Below are 16,879 nucleotides of genomic sequence, written 5' to 3' on the forward strand. Positions count from 1 at the left end.
CGGGAATAGCTCAGTTGGTAGAGCACGACCTTGCCAAGGTCGGGGTCGCGAGTTCGAATCTCGTTTCCCGCTCCAAATTTTCATATATAAAATTAAATCAACCTACTTCAGTTTGATTAATGCGATCCCACGGGTCACGACCGGTTCCCGGCGACCGAATGTCGGCCCAGCGAGTGTCGGCCAGTTACAAGTCTCGTTTCTCGCTTCAAATTTTCTTATCTGAATTTAATCAGCGTTAATATTTAAATCATCTCCCAGCTTAAACCCGCTGTCTTTATTTAAGCTTTCTATGTTTATTCATGCCAATAATGCACTTTTTAGCGTCAGCGAGTGTAAATTTTCTCTTTTTACACCCTTTAAAAGGCTCCTTTTTTTGAATGGGTTTTTATTCCCGCAGCTTTGCACCGTGTTCGAGCATGTACTCACTGTTTTGGTGATGATCTATAAAAGTCCTTATATATCAACTTCTAATGCTGCATTAGATCCGCTGCTTATTACTCTTAATTCAGATTTAGTGCATGCATGCGCGATATTAGAGCATATTTATTCAAAAATAATTAAAAATTTATGTGTTTTTGCTTTAGAATGCGCGCCCTTAACGGCATAGATTCTGCTACGGATCATGCTGAAAACACTGATGCACGTACCCAACAATAAAATTAACGGGTACAAAGATAGAAGCCCCGCCAGGAGAAAACACAAGCATGCACTATAAAGGCAGCACCTTCGGGTACTCTTTGGTTGCCGGCGCTGTATTTACTGCTTTAAGTAGCAGTGCAGTTGTCGCCCAAGAAGTTACTGTAGATGAAAAACAAGTAGAAACAATTGAAGTTACTGCAACCCGCCGAAGCGGCACTTTGCAGGAAGTTCCAATTAATATCTCCGCCATAACATCGGACGTGTTGGCCCAACAAAATATTGAAGACCTTGACTCAGTAGCTCGCTGGGTACCAGGCTTGACCGTCACCGATCAGGGTGGTCGAAACGATTCTCCTATTATCGTGCGAGGCTTAAATACAAACTCATCTGGCCCAGGTTCAGATGGGGGGACGGTAGCTACTTATTTTGGTGAAATTCCATTATTCCTTAACATGCGTTTACTTGATGTAGATCGTGTTGAAGTACTCATTGGGCCGCAAGGCACCTTATATGGTGCTGGTACGCTTGGCGGTGCCATTCGCTATATACCTAAAACAGTAGATTTAGATTTTACTACTGCTGAAATTACCGGTGATGTGTTCACCATTCAAGAAAGTGATTCATTAGGTGGCGAAGGAAGTTTCGTATTCAACGCGCCTATTATTGAAGGTGAATTGGGTGTTCGTGCATCACTTAATTATTTCAATAATCCGGGGTTTATTGATTACAATTACGTTGTGCAAGAAGGTGGTGTTTCACTGCCCGATCCTGATTGGACCGACAGCACGGCTATTAGCGAAAACTTACGCCAAGTAGAAGATGCTAACGGTGAAGACACGCTAACAGGTCGCGTAGCAGTACGTTGGTTACCCACCGACACCATTGACGCTACGCTGACTTATTTCTTCCAGACACAAGACGTAGAAGGCCGTTCAATCAGCCACTACAATGCGTTGTCTGATGAAAACGGGTTAAGTGCGTTAGTAGGTAAATACGAGTCGGCTTATCGTTACGAAGAGCCTCGTGAGAAAGAAGATTCATTATTAAGCTTAGAAGTTAAAGCCGATCTTGGTTTTGCTGAATTGGTGTCGGCTACAGGTTATTCGAAGTTTGAATCAGACGGTCAACGGGACCAAACTGACCTGCTTATTCGCTTAGACTACAGTTACGAAGAATTTCCGGCGTTTTCTTCTTACACGGAAGAATTAACAGAACGCTCTACGCTGACGCAAGAAGTGCGCTTAGTGTCGCTAGATGATGGTCCATTATCGTGGATTGTGGGTGGTTTCTATTACGACACCGACAGCGAAGGTACCAGTAAAGAATTTACCCCAAACTTTGACGTGTACGCTATTGAAGTGTGGGGCGTTGACGGCAACTATCGTCCAGACAGCCTTGAATACTTCTCAGCAGACGAAATCGATATTACTGAAAAAGCCCTTTTCGGTGAGCTCACTTATGAAATTACCGATAAGTGGGATGCTACCATCGGTTTGAGAGCCTACGACTATGAAGTGTCAGCCCGCTCAGGCGTAGACTTGCCGCTTTACTACTCAGTATTTGAAGGTCGAGCTTCTGATTCCATCGATTTAGAACTCACCGAAGCGCCTACCGAGGATGACAGCGGTACACTGTTTAAATTTAATACCAGTTATAAGTTTACCCGCGATACCATGGCTTACGCGACAATCAGCGAAGGGTTCCGAATTGGTGGCGCTAATGGTGCCCCGGCGTGCCCCGACAATGTTGATGACTTGAATAACCAAATAGTGTGCGCATTACCGGATGAGCAGACTTACGGAGCGGATACCACTACCAACTACGAGCTTGGGGTTAAAACCAATTTCTTCAACAACAAACTACAAGTGAACACCGCATTGTTCTATGTTGATTGGGAAGATCCACAAGTTACTGGTGCAACCGTAAATGGTCAGCAACCCATTACGGTTAATGCTGAAGGTGCTGCATCTAAAGGGCTAGAGTTATCGTTGCGTGGTCGCGCAAACGACTATTTAACCATGTATGCTACTTATGCTCATACGAAAGCAGAGTTAACCGCTGATGCGCCATTCTTGTTTACAGCCCAAGGTGAAGAGGGATCTGAACTACAAGATTTTTATGATGGTAAAGATGGTGATCGTTTGCCAGGTTCAGCCGAGCATCAATTTTCATTTGGTATGACATACAGCCAAGAAGTATTTGGCGATAAGATGTTAGACGTGAATTATGGTATCACTGCACAAAGTGATATTTATACTACGGTTGGTTTACGCCAGGACGGTGAAGCATTACCAGGATATGCAATCAGTAACTTAAATGCGCGTATTTCATCTGAAACTTGGTCGGTAACCTTGTACATCGACAACCTATTCGACAAGTACGCGTTTGTGTCTACACGACGCAACGTAAGTGATATTGGCGAAGGTGTTTATGACAGTGTGCTTGAACCAAACGGTACTGAATTAAGCCGTAACTATGGGCATTACATACTTACGCCACGTACAGTAGGTCTGAAGTTCAACTACAAGTTTGATATGTAGTAGTATTACCAACAGTACTTAATAAAGGCACTCCATGGAGTGCCTTTTTTTCAGGCGCATCATGATAATAGCAATGATAGACAGCAATGATAGACAGCAATGATAGATAAACAACAGCATTTCAATGTGGCCACCACAGCCATTAGCAAACGAGATTATACGTCAGCACATAAAGCCTGCGTAGAGGTTATTCAGGCCTTCGGCGATGACCCTCATGCTTATTTTCTTCTGGGTATCATCCACATTGAATTAGGACAAATTAATAAAGCGGTTAAGTTGTTAGAGAAGTCGAATAGCCTTGATGCTAGGGCGCTCACCTATGCTTATCTTGCCAAATGCTTTGCCCTCATTGGCGATCTTAATCTTGCCCAAGCCGCCGCTAAACTCGCCCCACCAACGTCACTCACCCGAGCGCTTGATTTAGATACCGTTGGGGTAGCGTTAAGCAGAGTAGGCGATCATGAAGGGGCACTTTCTTACTTCAAGCGCGCGTTATCTATTAATAATGACAATCCACAGTTTCATTATAACTATGGCGTCAGTAGTAAGTTCGCCGGTAGTTTTACTCAAGCCAGAGACCACTTCGAGCAAGCTATTTCACTGAACCCCAATTTTTATCAGGCGCATTTTGCGCTGTCTGATTTAGGGGGGATCACAGCTGAGAAAAACCATATCAACCGTTTGCTGAACGCATCACGCACTTGTGAAAAACACGTAGAAGGACGACTACATATTGGCCATGCACTAGCAAAAGAATATGAAGCATTAGGGCAATACGATGAGGCTTTTGAAGCACTACAGTACGCCAAAGCGCCTAAGCAGCAGGCTAGTCAAGACGCCTTGGCTGATTATGAAATGTTATTCGATTATCTACAGCAGCAGGCGAATAGCCCATGTGGAAGCGCTAATAAGAACTTAATTAAAAGCATTCAAGCACATGGCGCCCAAGACAGCTCGCCAATTTTCGTAATAGGCATGCCCCGCTCTGGCACTACCTTGGTAGAGCGTATTTTAAGCCACCATAGTCAAGTTGCTTCAGGCGGTGAACTGCAAGATTTTGGAGTGGCAGTAAAATCGCTGGCCAACACGCCCTCACAACATGTACTTGATTTAGACACCCTAAAAGCAGCGGAAAACCTTAATATGCAAGAAATTGGGGAGTGCTACCTAGCGCGAACCGCTTATCTTAAACAAGACGGGCAGCGTTTAGTAGACAAACTGCCGTTTAATTTCTTTTATGTTGATCTTATTCGTCGTGCTTTACCGAATGCCAAAATCATTTGCTTGATGCGTGACCCCATGGATACCTGTGTGGGCAACTACCGCCAACTATTTTCTATTCACAGCCCATACTACGCTTATGCTTATGATTTGAATGCCGTTGGACGTTTTTACTTGCGATTTAACAAGGTAATGGAAGCGTGGGCGCAGAAATTTCCTGGCAACGTACATATTCAGTCTTACGAAGCCTTGGCGATAAATCCTAATGAAGAAGTCCCCAAATTACTTTCGTTTTGTGATTTAGCCTGGGAAGAGCAGTGTCTGCATGTAGAGCGAAACACATTGCCAGTGTCTACGGCGAGCAAAGTACAAGTGCGTGAAGCAATAAATACGCGTTCGATTGGGCGCTGGAAGCAGTATAGCAACCACACCAATTCGCTCCAGAAATTGTTAGGGTATTGTTAAAACTACTTGCATCCTTTGCGGTGGCAGCATAACCTCACTGGTCTAACCAGAAGAAGTGAATTTCAGAGAGAAAATTATGTCCGTACCAAACCCGTTGCGCAACTTTGTGAAAAAAGCCAATACCTATCCAACATGGCTACGTCAACGCATGCTCACGTGGATGTTCAGGTACAAAGTAAAGTTAACGGGCACGGTCAGCATAGATATTCTGGAAACCGATTTAAAGTCGGTAACGTTTCGTCAAAAAAACTACAAGAAGGCGCAGAACCATATTGGCAGTGTGCATGCGGCTGCTATGGCATTGCTAGCGGAGTCTTCTACGGGTTTTGTTGTTGGAGTTAACCTACCTGGCGACAAGTTACCGCTGATTAAAGAAATGAATTTTAAATATGTGAAGCGCGCACAGGGCGATATGCATGCAGTAGCGCACCTTACCGATGAACAAATAGCGTTAATGCAAACTCAAGAGAAAGGTGAAGTTACGGTAGCGGTTAAAGTAACCGATGCTCAAGGTATCGAGCCTGTTCTATGTGAAATGATTTGGGCTTGGGTGCCTAAAAGCAGGAAGTAGTACCTGTATTTAAAAATTAGGCCGAGTACGCCTGATTACCATGTGCGCGTTGCTTATGCAACGCGCATGTTCAATCTAAGCATTTTACAGTTTTATTAAGTTTTCTCTTATCACGTTTTTCTGTTTGACAGCATTGTTGATCCCAACTATCTAATTATCAGTGTAATAAGCCAAGCGGCACAGGCGCGCGGCTAATGGGTCCTCATCGGCGCACGATGCGGAGTATGATAATAGCTAGAAAGGCTGAGATAGGGGGTCATATGACAACGTTATCCAGAGAGAAACTGATTAACCGTCCGTTTGCAGATAAAAAGCATTACCCATATGGCTTCGCTCGCTCCGGTGACTTTTCAATTTCTGAAAGTAAGTTATTACAAGCCCATGGTAGTTTGTTTGCAGCCTTAGTAGATGGCAAGATTGAACCTAGTTCTGATGTCGAAATTAACTATCTTAATGCTGCGTTAGGGCAATGTGAGCCACAAACGCCTCAGGCAAAAGCATGGATAAAATATCAAAACCGAATTAACCGACCCAAAGCGGCCAGTATTTATGGTTCTAAGCGTGCTGTAACAGAAGATGCAGACGATAATATGGGAATAGAGGATAACAGCGACATTGAAATAGACATTGATGACGATTAGTTGTTAATTTCTTGTGAAATTCATCCTAATAAGCGCCATTATTTTCATCGTAACGAAAGGTTTATCCTATTTATCTTGAATATTGGGATATATATCTCACTTTTGTGTGGTTTGGTGTTTTATCTTCCTACTTCCTTCGTTATAGTCCGCTCATCGTCAACATTCGCTGACAATACACCAAACCGATACAGGAGAGAGAACTGTGAAAATGATGTCGGGCGCTGCCATGGTGGTAGAAGCGCTAAAAGATGTAGGAGTAACACATGTGTTCGGCTACCCAGGTGGTGCCGTACTAGACATTTATGACGCTTTATATGCGCAACAAGATGTCGAACATGTCCTCGTGCGTCATGAACAGGCAGCCGCTCATATGGCGGATGGTTATGCACGTTCAACTGGCAAAACCGGCACAGTCCTCGTCACCTCAGGCCCTGGTGCAACCAATACCATAACGGGTATTGCTACCGCTTATATGGATTCAATTCCAATGGTTGTATTGTCTGGGCAAGTTCCCTCTATGCACATTGGTGAAGATGCTTTCCAAGAAACCGATATGGTAGGGTGTTCTCGCCCAATCGTAAAACACAGCTTTCTAGTAAAGCGTGCGGTAGATATTCCAGAAGCCATTGCGAAAGCGTATTACATTGCAAATACTGGCCGACCGGGCCCAGTGGTAGTCGATTTACCCAAAGACATTGTAAATGTGGCTGAAGATCACCCTTATGTGTTCCCAACCGATGTAACCATGCGTTCGTATAACCCAACCGAGCGTGGGCATACAAAGCAAATTAAGAAAGCGGTCGCTTCATTGATGAAAGCCGAACGTCCAGTACTTTATGTTGGTGGTGGCGCGGTTACATCTGAAGCGTCGTCACGAGTTATCGAATTAGCTGAAAAGTTAAATGCACCAGTTACCTGTACGTTAATGGGGCTAGGCGCTATGCCAGGTACACATGAGCAGTTCGTGGGTATGCTAGGTATGCACGGCACCCTTGAAGCAAATAAAACCATGCATAATGCCGATTGCATTATTGCCTTGGGCGCACGTTTCGATGATCGCGTTACCAACAACGTAGCGAAATTTTGCCCTCATGCTGATATTATTCACGTAGATATCGACCCGGCTTCTATCTCTAAAACCATCAACGCACATATTCCGGTGGTTGGTTCGGTAGATAAAGTACTCGACCAAATTTTAGAACAGTTTGTTAATAAAGACCTATCTGGTCAAAAAGAGAAGCTAGCCGATTGGTGGCAACAAATTACTCAGTGGCGCTCTCGTGAATGTTTGAATTACGAGCAAGGCGATACGGTAATCAAGCCACAGCAAGTTATCCAGTCTATTTATAAGCATACCAATGGTGAAGCTTATGTAAGTTCTGACGTAGGCCAGCATCAGATGTTCGCTGCCTTATATTATCCGTTTGATAAGCCTCGCCAGTGGATCAACTCAGGTGGCTTAGGCACCATGGGCTTTGGTTTACCCGCGGCGATGGGCGTACAGTTCGCACACCCAGAGTCTACCTCGGTAGTGGTAACGGGTGACGGTAGTATTCAAATGAATATTCAGGAATTATCTACCTGTTTGCAGTACAACCTGCCGATTAAAATCATTACCTTGAACAACCGCGCATTAGGCATGGTTCGTCAGTGGCAAGATATGATTTACAAAGGTCGTCACTCGCATTCTTACATGGACTCAATGCCAGATTTTGTGAAGCTTGCAGAGTCTTATGGCCATGTAGGTATCAAAGTAGATAAATTAGACGAATTAGATGCAGCGATGGAAAAATGTTTCAGTCTTAAAGACCGCCTTGTGTTTATGGACATAGCGGTAGATCAGAACGAGCACGTATATCCAATGCAAATTAAGTTTGGCGCTATGGATGATATGCGCTTAAGTAAGACGGAGCGTACCTAATGAAACGTATCATTTCTGTATTAATGGAAAACGCACCTGGCGCGTTATCTCGTATTGTGGGCGTTTTCTCACAGCGCGGCTACAACGTAGACTCTCTTTGTGTAGCCCCTACTGACGATGGTAGCTTATCTCGCCTTACCATCATTACCCATGGTGATGATAAAGTCATTGAGCAGATTACTAAGCAAGTGAACAAGCTTATTGATGTGCTTAAAGTGGTGGATTTAACTGAAGGCACACATATTGAGCGTGAGTTGATGCTAATTAAAGTGGCTACTCGTACTGAATCTGTGCGTGCTGAAGTAAAGCGTAATAGTGATATTTTCCGTGGGCGCATCTTAGATGTTCATGCGAATAACTACACCATTGAAATTACGGGCACTACCGACAAACTAGACGCTTTTGCGGCTACCATGGCCCAATGTGCGGAAGTAATTGAATCATCACGCACTGGTGTGTGTGGTTTAGCACGAGGCGAGCGCGCATTACGCCCTTAACGGGTGACATTTAACGTGCAAAGCGAAGCACATAAAGCGCTAAAGAAATGAAAAAGGGCGAGTAACGAGTGTTACTCGCCTTTTCCGTAATAAGCTTCTAAGCGAAGTGCCATACCATAAGACGGCGAGAAGTCTTCACGTCGAAGCCACAATACAAATGGTTCTACCTCGAAGTAAAGCCATTCTCTTATTGGATTGCTGCGCCAACGCAAACCTGTGTAAACCTCTTCTACTTGGTAGGTAGGTTTGTTCAAGCCTTCCACCATAAAGCTGTAAACCAAGGCGTTGTTGTTGTTGATAGGGTATAAGTGTTGTAACTCGTGTCGCCACAACCAGTCGTTGCTATTGTCTCGAAAATAAAAGCGGTTATTTAACCGAGTGACGTTATTGTTACTGCTAACATGCTGGATAGAGGTACCTAACTCTGCGCCAAATTGATCCCGCGTGTATTGATATATTTCAGTGTCGTATAGCATGGCCCAATGGGAGTTAAATGCATAGGCATCACGGTAGCGAGCTTTTACATACAGCTGATCCCGTCTTCCTGCACCAACACGAAATGAATAGTGAGAGTTTTGATCTGGGCGAAAGCGTAGTGAAATGGTCGTATTGTCTTGCCTTCCCAGCGAGGGAGAGCGCGCCGCTTTTATAGTATCACTTTGGGTTTCGTCTTCATTATCACTTAATAGCAAGTCTACGCGATTTTCGAGGTGGGGGAGGGAAACACGAATACGAAACCGAAGATCGGTTTCAGCGATATCTCTGGTTCTAGGTTCCCAGCTAAGTTGAATTCTCCCTTCTGCTTTTGCTTTTTCTTTGGTTTTTGAGCCATCGGAGAATAAGCCATCGAACTTACTTACGGTAAAGTCCATAGAGTCGGTGAAGCTGCGTTGCCACACATCAAACCATTGCATAGGTTGATGATATTCAACATTGTTTTGTGCATTATTCACTACCTCGTGGGTAGGAACAGGCCGGTTATCACTCTGGTCAGTAAGCAATAAACACAATGAGACTGCTAAACACAACATAACAACCCAAACTCCCTCTAACGATTTCGCGGTGAAATGATATCCGTATCAATTAATTACCATCAGGATGCGTGTTGTGATAATAAACGTCAACGATTATTCATCCACGCAAATATTCACGTGAAAGCTAGCGCTTTGGGTGGCATACTACCCTAACTGTTGTATCGGAGATTATTTTTATGGGCGGTATTGGAATCTGGCAGTTACTTATTATCTTAGTAATTGTAGTTTTACTTTTTGGCACTAAACGTTTGAAAGGGATTGGCACCGATTTAGGTGGCGCAATCAAAGGCTTTAAAAAAGCAGTAACTGAAAACGAACAAGATGCCGATTTCGAGCAGAAGAAGCAGGTAGAAGATACAGACACCGCTAATACCGCTGACACTGTTTCAACGAAAACGCAGAGCGACGTTAAAGAAAAATCCTGATGTTTGACATTGGCTTTTGGGAGCTATTGGTAATTGGTGTGATGGCCTTGTTGATACTGGGTCCAGAACGTTTGCCAGGTGCCATGCGGTCCACCATTAACACTATTCGAAGTGTGCGAAATACAGCAACTGGCTTTAAGCAAGAAGTTGAGCATCAGCTGCGCGTGCACGAATTACACGAAAACCTGAAGAAAGCTGAGCAGCAAGGCTTGAAAGATCTCTCGCCAGAGCTTGAACAAAGTGTTGATGAGCTTAAAAAAGCGGCTGAGTCGGTTCAGGAACCATATAAAAAACAGTAAATGTCTGACGCAAACAATTTAATATCTCATTTAATTGAGCTTCGTAGCCGCATTCTAAAAGCACTGTTAAGTGTGCTGGTGGTATTTTTGTGTTTGGCGTACTTTTCGCAAGACCTCTATCAATGGCTCGCGTTGCCGTTGCTTGATTCTATGCCAGAAAACGCTAGCATGATTGCCACCGATGTCGCCTCACCTTTTTTCGCACCGTTTAAACTTACGCTGGTGTTGTCATTCTTTATCGCTATTCCCTACGTACTTTATCAAGTGTGGGGATTTGTTGCGCCAGGCCTATATCGTAACGAGAAAAAGCTCGTTGCGCCGCTTTTACTCTCAAGTACTCTATTGTTCTATGCGGGCATGGCATTCGCCTACTTTGTGGTATTTCCAATCGCGTTTGCCTTTTTTAATAGTGTGGCCCCAGAAGGTGTTACGGTCAGTACCGACATCTCTAGTTATCTTAATTTTGTATTGAAACTCTTCTTTGCTTTTGGGGTCTCATTTGAAATTCCCATTGCCATTATCTTACTGTGCTGGACGGGGGTAACCGACGCAAAATCACTTAGAGCAAAACGCCCCTATGTGGTTGTTGGTGCGTTTGTGGTGGGCATGTTACTTACGCCGCCGGATATCATTTCTCAAACGCTTTTAGCTATCCCTATGTGGATATTGTTTGAAATAGGTGTTGTGGTAGGTAGCTTGTATGCGGGAAAAGGCCGCCGAGATAACGATGAAAAAACGGGCACTGAAATCGAATAACAATTAATTAAAACAAAGGATTTACCATGAAAAAACGTACATTATTACTGCTAATAAGTGTACTTCCTTTCAGTGCGTTTTTAGCACAGGCAGAAACCGTAGGCGAAGCGCTAGCCAAATGTAGCGAAACCAAAAATAGTCTTCAACGTTTAGTATGCTACGACCGCGTTGAAAAACAAGTCAATCGCCTCTCAGGTGCGCAGGCAGGTCTGCCGGTTACAATGCCTAGCCACACACCAACCGTTGCCGCTGAACGTCGCCGCGAAGCACCGGTAAGCCAAACCCCAGCGCCTAAAGACGAACAGTTTGGTTTAGAGCACAAAGTAAAAACGGAAACCTTGGCCGACACATTTGCAGGTAAGGTAACTAAGATTAAGAAAACTGCACGTGGGAAGTTTATTTTAACCTTCGATAACGGCTCGGTTTGGCAGCAAACTACAGATACCACGTTGAAAGTAAAAGAAGGTGAAACCGTGCTAATTGAGCGTGGATTATTAGGCGCTTTCTATTTGAAAAAAGAAGGGCTTAACAAACGCATGAAAGTAAAACGTGTAAAATAATATGCCTTGGTTTGACGCTGGCGTTAATCTATTAGATCGCAGATTTAATCCTCAAGAGATTATTTCAAATGCCGTGGACGCCGGTGTTTCCAGGCTGTGTATTATTACCACTCATCCCAACGAGTGGGATGCAGCAGCTGCACTTCATCACCAGTTTCCGCAGATTTGTAGTTATACCTTAGGCATACACCCCCATAATGCTAAAGATGTCGTTGATAGTGATTACGAGCGATTAAGAAGCATGGCAAAAGAGCCTGGCGTAGTGGCGGTGGGCGAGTGTGGCTTAGATTTTAATCGCAACTTTTCTCCCCAAGATGTTCAAATAAGTGTGTTTGAAGCCCAATTATCGTTGGCGGTAGAATTGAACTTGCCTGTGTATCTTCACGAACGAGATGCGTTTGAACAACAAGTGTCCTGCCTTCAAAAAGTGCTGCCGTCTCTTAGCGGTGGTATCGCACACTGTTTTACAGGCGATACCACCCAGTTAGGTGCCTATTTAGATATGGGGTTGTACATCGGTATTACTGGTTGGGCATGTGATGAAAAGCGCGGAGAGGTTCTTCGTAACGCAATTCCAACCATTCCCTTAAACCGTATCGTTGTAGAAACTGATGCCCCTTACTTATTCCCGAAAACTCTTCGGCCTAGAAAGCGCAACAATGAGCCTGCGCTATTGCCTCATATTGGTGAACAAATTAGCGAACTAATACAGGTTGCCCCTGATAAATTACGAGATTGCAGTTATGCTAATACTTGTCGTTTATTTTGTATCAGTGATTAATGGTAATGCACATATATCGTCAAAAAGTTCGCAATTACGATCTTTACCTCTTCGTTATTACCGTTGTTGCGGTGTCAATTTTTGCGTTCATTGCACTAAGTGTAGTACCAGAGCGAACCACAAATAGCCGAGTTTCTCAGTTAGCCTTTGTTAGCGATCCCGAGAACCAGTTAACCTTCGAAACAGTGCTCGATAAACCCCGAGAACTGTGGACGCCAGCGGTGTCGCCAATAAATTTAGGAATGAGCAGTGATGTACATTGGTTCTCCTTTGTTGTCACTCCCAACGAATCTCAAGCGCTACGTTACCTTTTCGAGATTGACTACGCCTTGCTAGATAGTGTTGACGTTGCGGTTTATCCGCCGTTAGCAAGTTCGCCTGTTGTACGTTACCAGGCCGGAGACAACCTAGCATTTAATGTACGCCCCATCGCGAATAACACGCCACTTTTTTCCTTACCTTTAAGTGCTAAACCGCAAACCGTAGTAGTTCGCGTCAAATCTAGCGGCACTATTCGCATGCCTATTGTGGTGTGGGAAGAAAAAGAATTTATAGAATACGCAGCAAGCCAAAATATAGCACTGGGGCTGTTTTTTGGTTTTTTATGTGCCATGGCCATCAGTAATATCTTTTTATTTTTTACTACCAAAAATCGCTCGTTTTTATTCTATACCGGCTATGCACTGAGCTTAGGCTTAACCTTGGCTTCATTGCAGGGGTTGGGCTATGCCTATTTATGGCCTGAGCAGGCGTGGTTGCAGGGCAAGGCGGTACTCATTTTTGGTAATGCGACGATTTTATTTGCCGTACTGTTCTCCCGGCATTTACTGCCTATTGCCGAATTTAGCGCAGTAGTAGATAAAATATCTAAGGTAGCGGCGTGGGCATTTGCAGGCTGTATTTTCACGAGTGCGATACTGCCTTACCCCTTTGCCATAAAACTTTATTTAGTCATGTTGTCGATAATCGTGTTTGTGGCAATGTTCACAGGTGGCTGGTTATCATTTAAAGGCGTGCCTATTGCCCGATACTTCTCTGTGGCGTGGCTATTTTTATTGTTTAGCGGCTTTGTCGTTAGCCTAGATAGCGTGAATATAATAAATTTAGGCATTTCTACGAGTTATTTACTCATAATTGCAGGTACCGTTGAAACGGTGATTTTAGCCCTTATCTTGGCAATTAATTATAGTCACAGGTACGACGAACTTATTACCACGCAACAATTTGCCCTTGAACAAGAGCAGCAGGCGAGTAAGGCAAAAGAAGACCTGCTAGAAGTGCAGAAACGTTATCAAGATGACTTGGAATACAAAGTAGAAGAGCGAACGTTAGAACTTGAGATTACCTTACGTGAGCTGTCTGAAGTAAACCAAGAGCTAGAGCGGCTAACGGCAATCGACCCACTTACCGGAATTAATAATCGTCGTCACTTTGATAAAAAGTTAAAATCAGAAGGCAGACGAAGTCGCCGAGAGCAAACTCCTTTGTCTATTGCAGTCATCGATATTGACCACTTTAAACGTATTAATGATAAATACGGACATGCTGGTGGAGATGCCTGTCTTATTCATATAACGGGCATTATTCAAAGTATGTTGCTTCGTTTATCCGATGATTTATGTCGAATAGGCGGGGAGGAATTTGCACTTATTCTTCCGAATACCGACAGCCAAGGTGCCTACCATGTGGTAGAGGCCATTCGCGAGCGCATCGAAAAATCTCCTATCATGTTTGATGGAGAAGCAATACAACTAACCATAAGTGCAGGGCTGGCTACCAGTGTTATCACGGATGAAGATCATGCTGCAGCGTTGCTTCGGTTGGCCGATGAGCAGCTTTATGCTGCGAAAGAATCAGGACGAAACAAAGTACTCTTTAAACCGATTTCAGGATAATTTATGAATGCTTCATTCCCCGCTCGTCGCATGCGACGCCTTCGTGCAAAAGATGCACTGCGAGATCTAGTTGCCGAGCAACGTCTTACTACTAACGACCTTATTTACCCTGTATTCGTTCTTCCTGGCACAGGTCAGCGTGAAGAAGTGCCTTCAATGCCTGGGGTAGAGCGCCTGTCTATCGATCTGTTATTAGAGGAAACGGCAAAATGGGTAGCCCTTGGTATACGTACACTAGCCCTGTTTCCTGTTACCCCCATGTCACTTAAAACCGAGTGCGCCAAAGAAGCGTTCAATCCAGATGGCCTTGCACAAACGGCTATGCGTGCAATAAAAGCACAGTTTCCAGATGTGATGTTAATGTCTGACATCGCGTTAGATCCCTTTACGTCTCACGGGCAAGATGGCTTGGTGGATGAGACCGGTTATGTGATGAATGATGTCACCATTGACGTGTTGGTAAAACAAGCGCTCTCACATGCAGAAGCAGGCGCAGACATTGTTGCACCTTCTGACATGATGGATGGGCGCATTGGGGTTATTCGTGATGCACTTGAGCGCGAGGGGTTTATTAACACCTGCATTATGGCGTATTCAGCAAAGTATGCATCTGCTTATTATGGGCCATTTCGAGACGCTGTTGGCTCTTCAGCGAACATAAAAGGCGGTAATAAGAAAACCTATCAGATGGACCCTGCAAACAGCGATGAAGCCATACACGAAATTGCGTTAGACGTACAAGAAGGTGCTGATATGGTAATGGTTAAGCCTGGTATGCCTTATTTAGACATTGTGCGCCGTTGTAAAGACGAGCTAAAGGTGCCTACCTTTGCGTATCAAGTCAGTGGCGAATATGCCATGCATCAAGCGGCATTTGCGAATGGTTGGTTAAACGAAGAGGCAGTAATACTAGAGTCTTTACTGGCTTTCAAACGCGCTGGAGCAGACGGCATTCTTACTTACTTTGCTCCGAAAGCGGCTGCGCTTCTCGCTGGCGACTAGAGCCGTGAATAGAAAATCAAAGAAACAATAAATAGGCTAAAAACAAAAATGGGATGCAACCTTAGGTTACATCCCATTTTTTTGTTCTTTGCAATTTTCAGCACTGACTATTTACAGATAAGTTCCCAGCCTGCTTTGTGCTGTAACCAGCTTTCATTGGCTAGCTCAGCGTTAATCAGCGGGTGTGCTTTCAGCCAGCCCTCAGGGAAGGTAACTTCCCATTTATCACCGTCGCAGACTAAATCTACATGGGGAATATGCTTGTTTTGTCGTCGCAAACACAGCACCACAGAAATACGTAATAGCCTAAGTAAACCCAATAACATAGGTTGAGAGTCATCATGGTAATTACTAAAAGCATCAGCTGGAATAGTTAATCTATGATGGGCAACAAGGTCTCGAATAGCCGCCCGCTGCAGGCGTGTGAAGCCAGGCAAATCTATAAAAGACAGAATATAAGCGCCGTGCTCATGATGCTTTTTGTATTCTATATGCAAGCCCGTTTCATGGAGTAACGCAGCTGCACCTAAAATAGCTTCGGTATCAAGATGACAGATGTTTTGCTGTGCGCATAACTGTGTACATAGCTGTGTTGATACACTTTTTACTGAATTCGCTTGGGCTTTATCGATATGGTATCGAGCCATGGTCTGGTTAAGTGTTTGGTCGCGGCGGTCATTTTCCTGCATGTTATCTAACATGCCGTAAATAAGCCCTTCGCGCAGCGCACCACCAGAAATATTCATATTTTGAATGGCTAACGCTTCAAATAAGCTAATTAAAATGGCTAAGCCAGAAGGAAAAATGGCCTTGCGATTTTCTTCTAAACCTTCAATGTTAAGCTGGTTAATTTCACCACATTCAACACATTGTTTTTCTAGGTGATGAAGGTAATCAAGTCGTATTGAATCGCTAATGCCCTGCGCCACCAATATTTCAGTGATGGCCTGCGGTGTACCCGAGGCACCTAAGCAATTTTCCCAATCAAAACAAAGAAAAGCGTCCGCTACAGGGGAAAGTAATGCCTTCGCGGCTTTTTTAGCACTTTCGAAGTTTTCAGCGGTGATCTTACCGCCATCAAAATAGCGTTCCATAAAGGTCACACACCCCATATCCAAGCTCTTTAAGTGGATGGGTTGCATGTCGTTGCCAATAACAATTTCAGTACTGGCACCGCCTATATCTATCACTAAGCTATTACCTTGATTTGCCGAGGTATAGGCTACGCCAAGATAAATCTGGCGTGCTTCTTCCTCGCCGCTTATCACGTTGAGTTTATGCTTGAGAATTTGCTCGGCTTTCCCAATAAACACTTGGGCATTAGTCGCAAGACGTAAGGTAGCGGTAGCCACTACCTTAATATTTGAGGGGGGAATATCTTGTAACCGTTCGGAAAAGGTTTGCAGGCATTGCCAACCACGCTCCATGCTCATTTCATCTAGTGCAAAGTCGTCATTCAACCCTGCCGCTAAACGTACTTTCTGTTTCACCTTGCCAATGATCTGAACGCTACCATTAACGACATGAACAATGACCATGTGAAAGCTATTAGAGCCTAAGTCTACTGCGGCGTAATATTCGCCATAGCTTTCAGAGTCGTGCTGAAGTTCTGCCTGCATATTGTCTCGAATG

Annotated in this window: 15 protein-coding genes; 13 read left to right on the plus strand and 2 right to left on the minus strand. The window is 44.2% G+C overall.

The genetic code is table 11. The annotated features are described in order from the left end of the window. Nucleotides 1-704 precede the first annotated feature (704 nt). The 6 genes from KYS23_RS18315 to ilvN all read left to right on the plus strand — a co-directional run bounded on the left by KYS23_RS18315 (nucleotide 705) and on the right by ilvN (nucleotide 8,495). Nucleotides 705-3,179, plus strand: coding sequence for a TonB-dependent receptor (locus KYS23_RS18315; protein WP_218398192.1), 2,475 nt, complete (start codon nucleotides 705-707; stop codon nucleotides 3,177-3,179). Nucleotides 3,180-3,278: 99 nt separating this feature from the next. Beyond that, the gene (locus KYS23_RS18320) at nucleotides 3,279-4,865 is read left to right on the plus strand and encodes a tetratricopeptide repeat-containing sulfotransferase family protein (protein WP_218398190.1); all 1,587 of its coding nucleotides are present in this window, start codon (nucleotides 3,279-3,281) and stop codon (nucleotides 4,863-4,865) included. A gap of 76 nt (nucleotides 4,866-4,941) precedes the next feature. Next, nucleotides 4,942-5,436: a DUF4442 domain-containing protein gene (locus KYS23_RS18325; RefSeq protein WP_159528380.1), complete on the plus strand. Its 495-nt coding sequence runs from the start codon at nucleotides 4,942-4,944 to the stop codon at nucleotides 5,434-5,436. A gap of 260 nt (nucleotides 5,437-5,696) precedes the next feature. Beyond that, nucleotides 5,697-6,077: a MaoP family protein gene (locus tag KYS23_RS18330; RefSeq protein WP_159528382.1), complete on the plus strand. Its 381-nt coding sequence runs from the start codon at nucleotides 5,697-5,699 to the stop codon at nucleotides 6,075-6,077. A gap of 202 nt (nucleotides 6,078-6,279) precedes the next feature. After that, the gene (locus KYS23_RS18335) at nucleotides 6,280-7,998 is read left to right on the plus strand and encodes an acetolactate synthase 3 large subunit (RefSeq protein ID WP_159528384.1); all 1,719 of its coding nucleotides are present in this window, start codon (nucleotides 6,280-6,282) and stop codon (nucleotides 7,996-7,998) included. Further along, a complete protein-coding gene (gene ilvN / locus KYS23_RS18340; protein WP_013785617.1) occupies nucleotides 7,998-8,495 on the plus strand; it encodes an acetolactate synthase small subunit in 498 nt (165 codons plus the stop codon). The genes KYS23_RS18335 and ilvN overlap by 1 nt, the downstream gene beginning before the upstream one ends. Nucleotides 8,496-8,566: 71 nt before the next feature. On the opposite strand, the gene KYS23_RS18345 is transcribed toward ilvN, so the two are convergent. Then, complete coding sequence (locus KYS23_RS18345; protein ID WP_218398188.1) at nucleotides 8,567-9,526, minus strand: TonB-dependent receptor; 960 nt, start codon at nucleotides 9,524-9,526, stop codon at nucleotides 8,567-8,569. Nucleotides 9,527-9,705: 179 nt separating this feature from the next. Here KYS23_RS18345 and tatA point away from each other — a divergent pair, with 179 nt between their 5' ends. From tatA to hemB, 7 genes are read left to right on the plus strand one after another with little or no spacing between them, the layout of a single operon-like run. After that, a complete protein-coding gene (tatA, locus tag KYS23_RS18350) occupies nucleotides 9,706-9,954 on the plus strand; it encodes a Sec-independent protein translocase subunit TatA (RefSeq protein ID WP_159528388.1) in 249 nt (82 codons plus the stop codon). Beyond that, on the plus strand, nucleotides 9,954-10,253 hold the full coding sequence (gene tatB / locus KYS23_RS18355) for a Sec-independent protein translocase protein TatB (RefSeq protein WP_013785614.1): 300 nt from the start codon (nucleotides 9,954-9,956) through the stop codon (nucleotides 10,251-10,253). The genes tatA and tatB overlap by 1 nt, the downstream gene beginning before the upstream one ends. Beyond that, nucleotides 10,254-11,009 carry a twin-arginine translocase subunit TatC gene (gene tatC, locus KYS23_RS18360; protein WP_159528390.1) on the plus strand — a complete coding sequence of 252 codons (756 nt, stop codon included), beginning with the start codon at nucleotides 10,254-10,256 and terminating at the stop codon, nucleotides 11,007-11,009. Nucleotides 11,010-11,035: 26 nt separating this feature from the next. Continuing rightward, nucleotides 11,036-11,569 (plus strand): hypothetical protein, encoded by a 534-nt coding sequence (locus KYS23_RS18365; protein WP_218398186.1) that lies wholly within the window; start codon nucleotides 11,036-11,038, stop codon nucleotides 11,567-11,569. Nucleotide 11,570: 1 nt separating this feature from the next. Further along, nucleotides 11,571-12,350 carry a TatD family hydrolase gene (locus tag KYS23_RS18370; RefSeq protein WP_218419717.1) on the plus strand — a complete coding sequence of 260 codons (780 nt, stop codon included), beginning with the start codon at nucleotides 11,571-11,573 and terminating at the stop codon, nucleotides 12,348-12,350. Nucleotides 12,351-12,355: 5 nt separating this feature from the next. Next, nucleotides 12,356-14,245 (plus strand): sensor domain-containing diguanylate cyclase, encoded by a 1,890-nt coding sequence (locus KYS23_RS18375; protein WP_232370557.1) that lies wholly within the window; start codon nucleotides 12,356-12,358, stop codon nucleotides 14,243-14,245. 3 nt (nucleotides 14,246-14,248) lie between these two features. Beyond that, the gene (gene hemB, locus KYS23_RS18380) at nucleotides 14,249-15,247 is read left to right on the plus strand and encodes a porphobilinogen synthase (RefSeq protein WP_218419719.1); all 999 of its coding nucleotides are present in this window, start codon (nucleotides 14,249-14,251) and stop codon (nucleotides 15,245-15,247) included. A 107-nt stretch (nucleotides 15,248-15,354) separates the two neighbouring features. On the opposite strand, the gene KYS23_RS18385 is transcribed toward hemB, so the two are convergent. Continuing rightward, nucleotides 15,355-16,866 (minus strand): Ppx/GppA phosphatase family protein, encoded by a 1,512-nt coding sequence (locus KYS23_RS18385; RefSeq protein WP_159534339.1) that lies wholly within the window; start codon nucleotides 16,864-16,866, stop codon nucleotides 15,355-15,357. Nucleotides 16,867-16,879 lie beyond the last annotated feature (13 nt).

The organism is Alteromonas lipotrueae (genome assembly GCF_019249255.1).
In the GTDB taxonomy this organism is placed as follows: Bacteria; Pseudomonadota; Gammaproteobacteria; order Enterobacterales; family Alteromonadaceae; genus Alteromonas; species Alteromonas lipotrueae.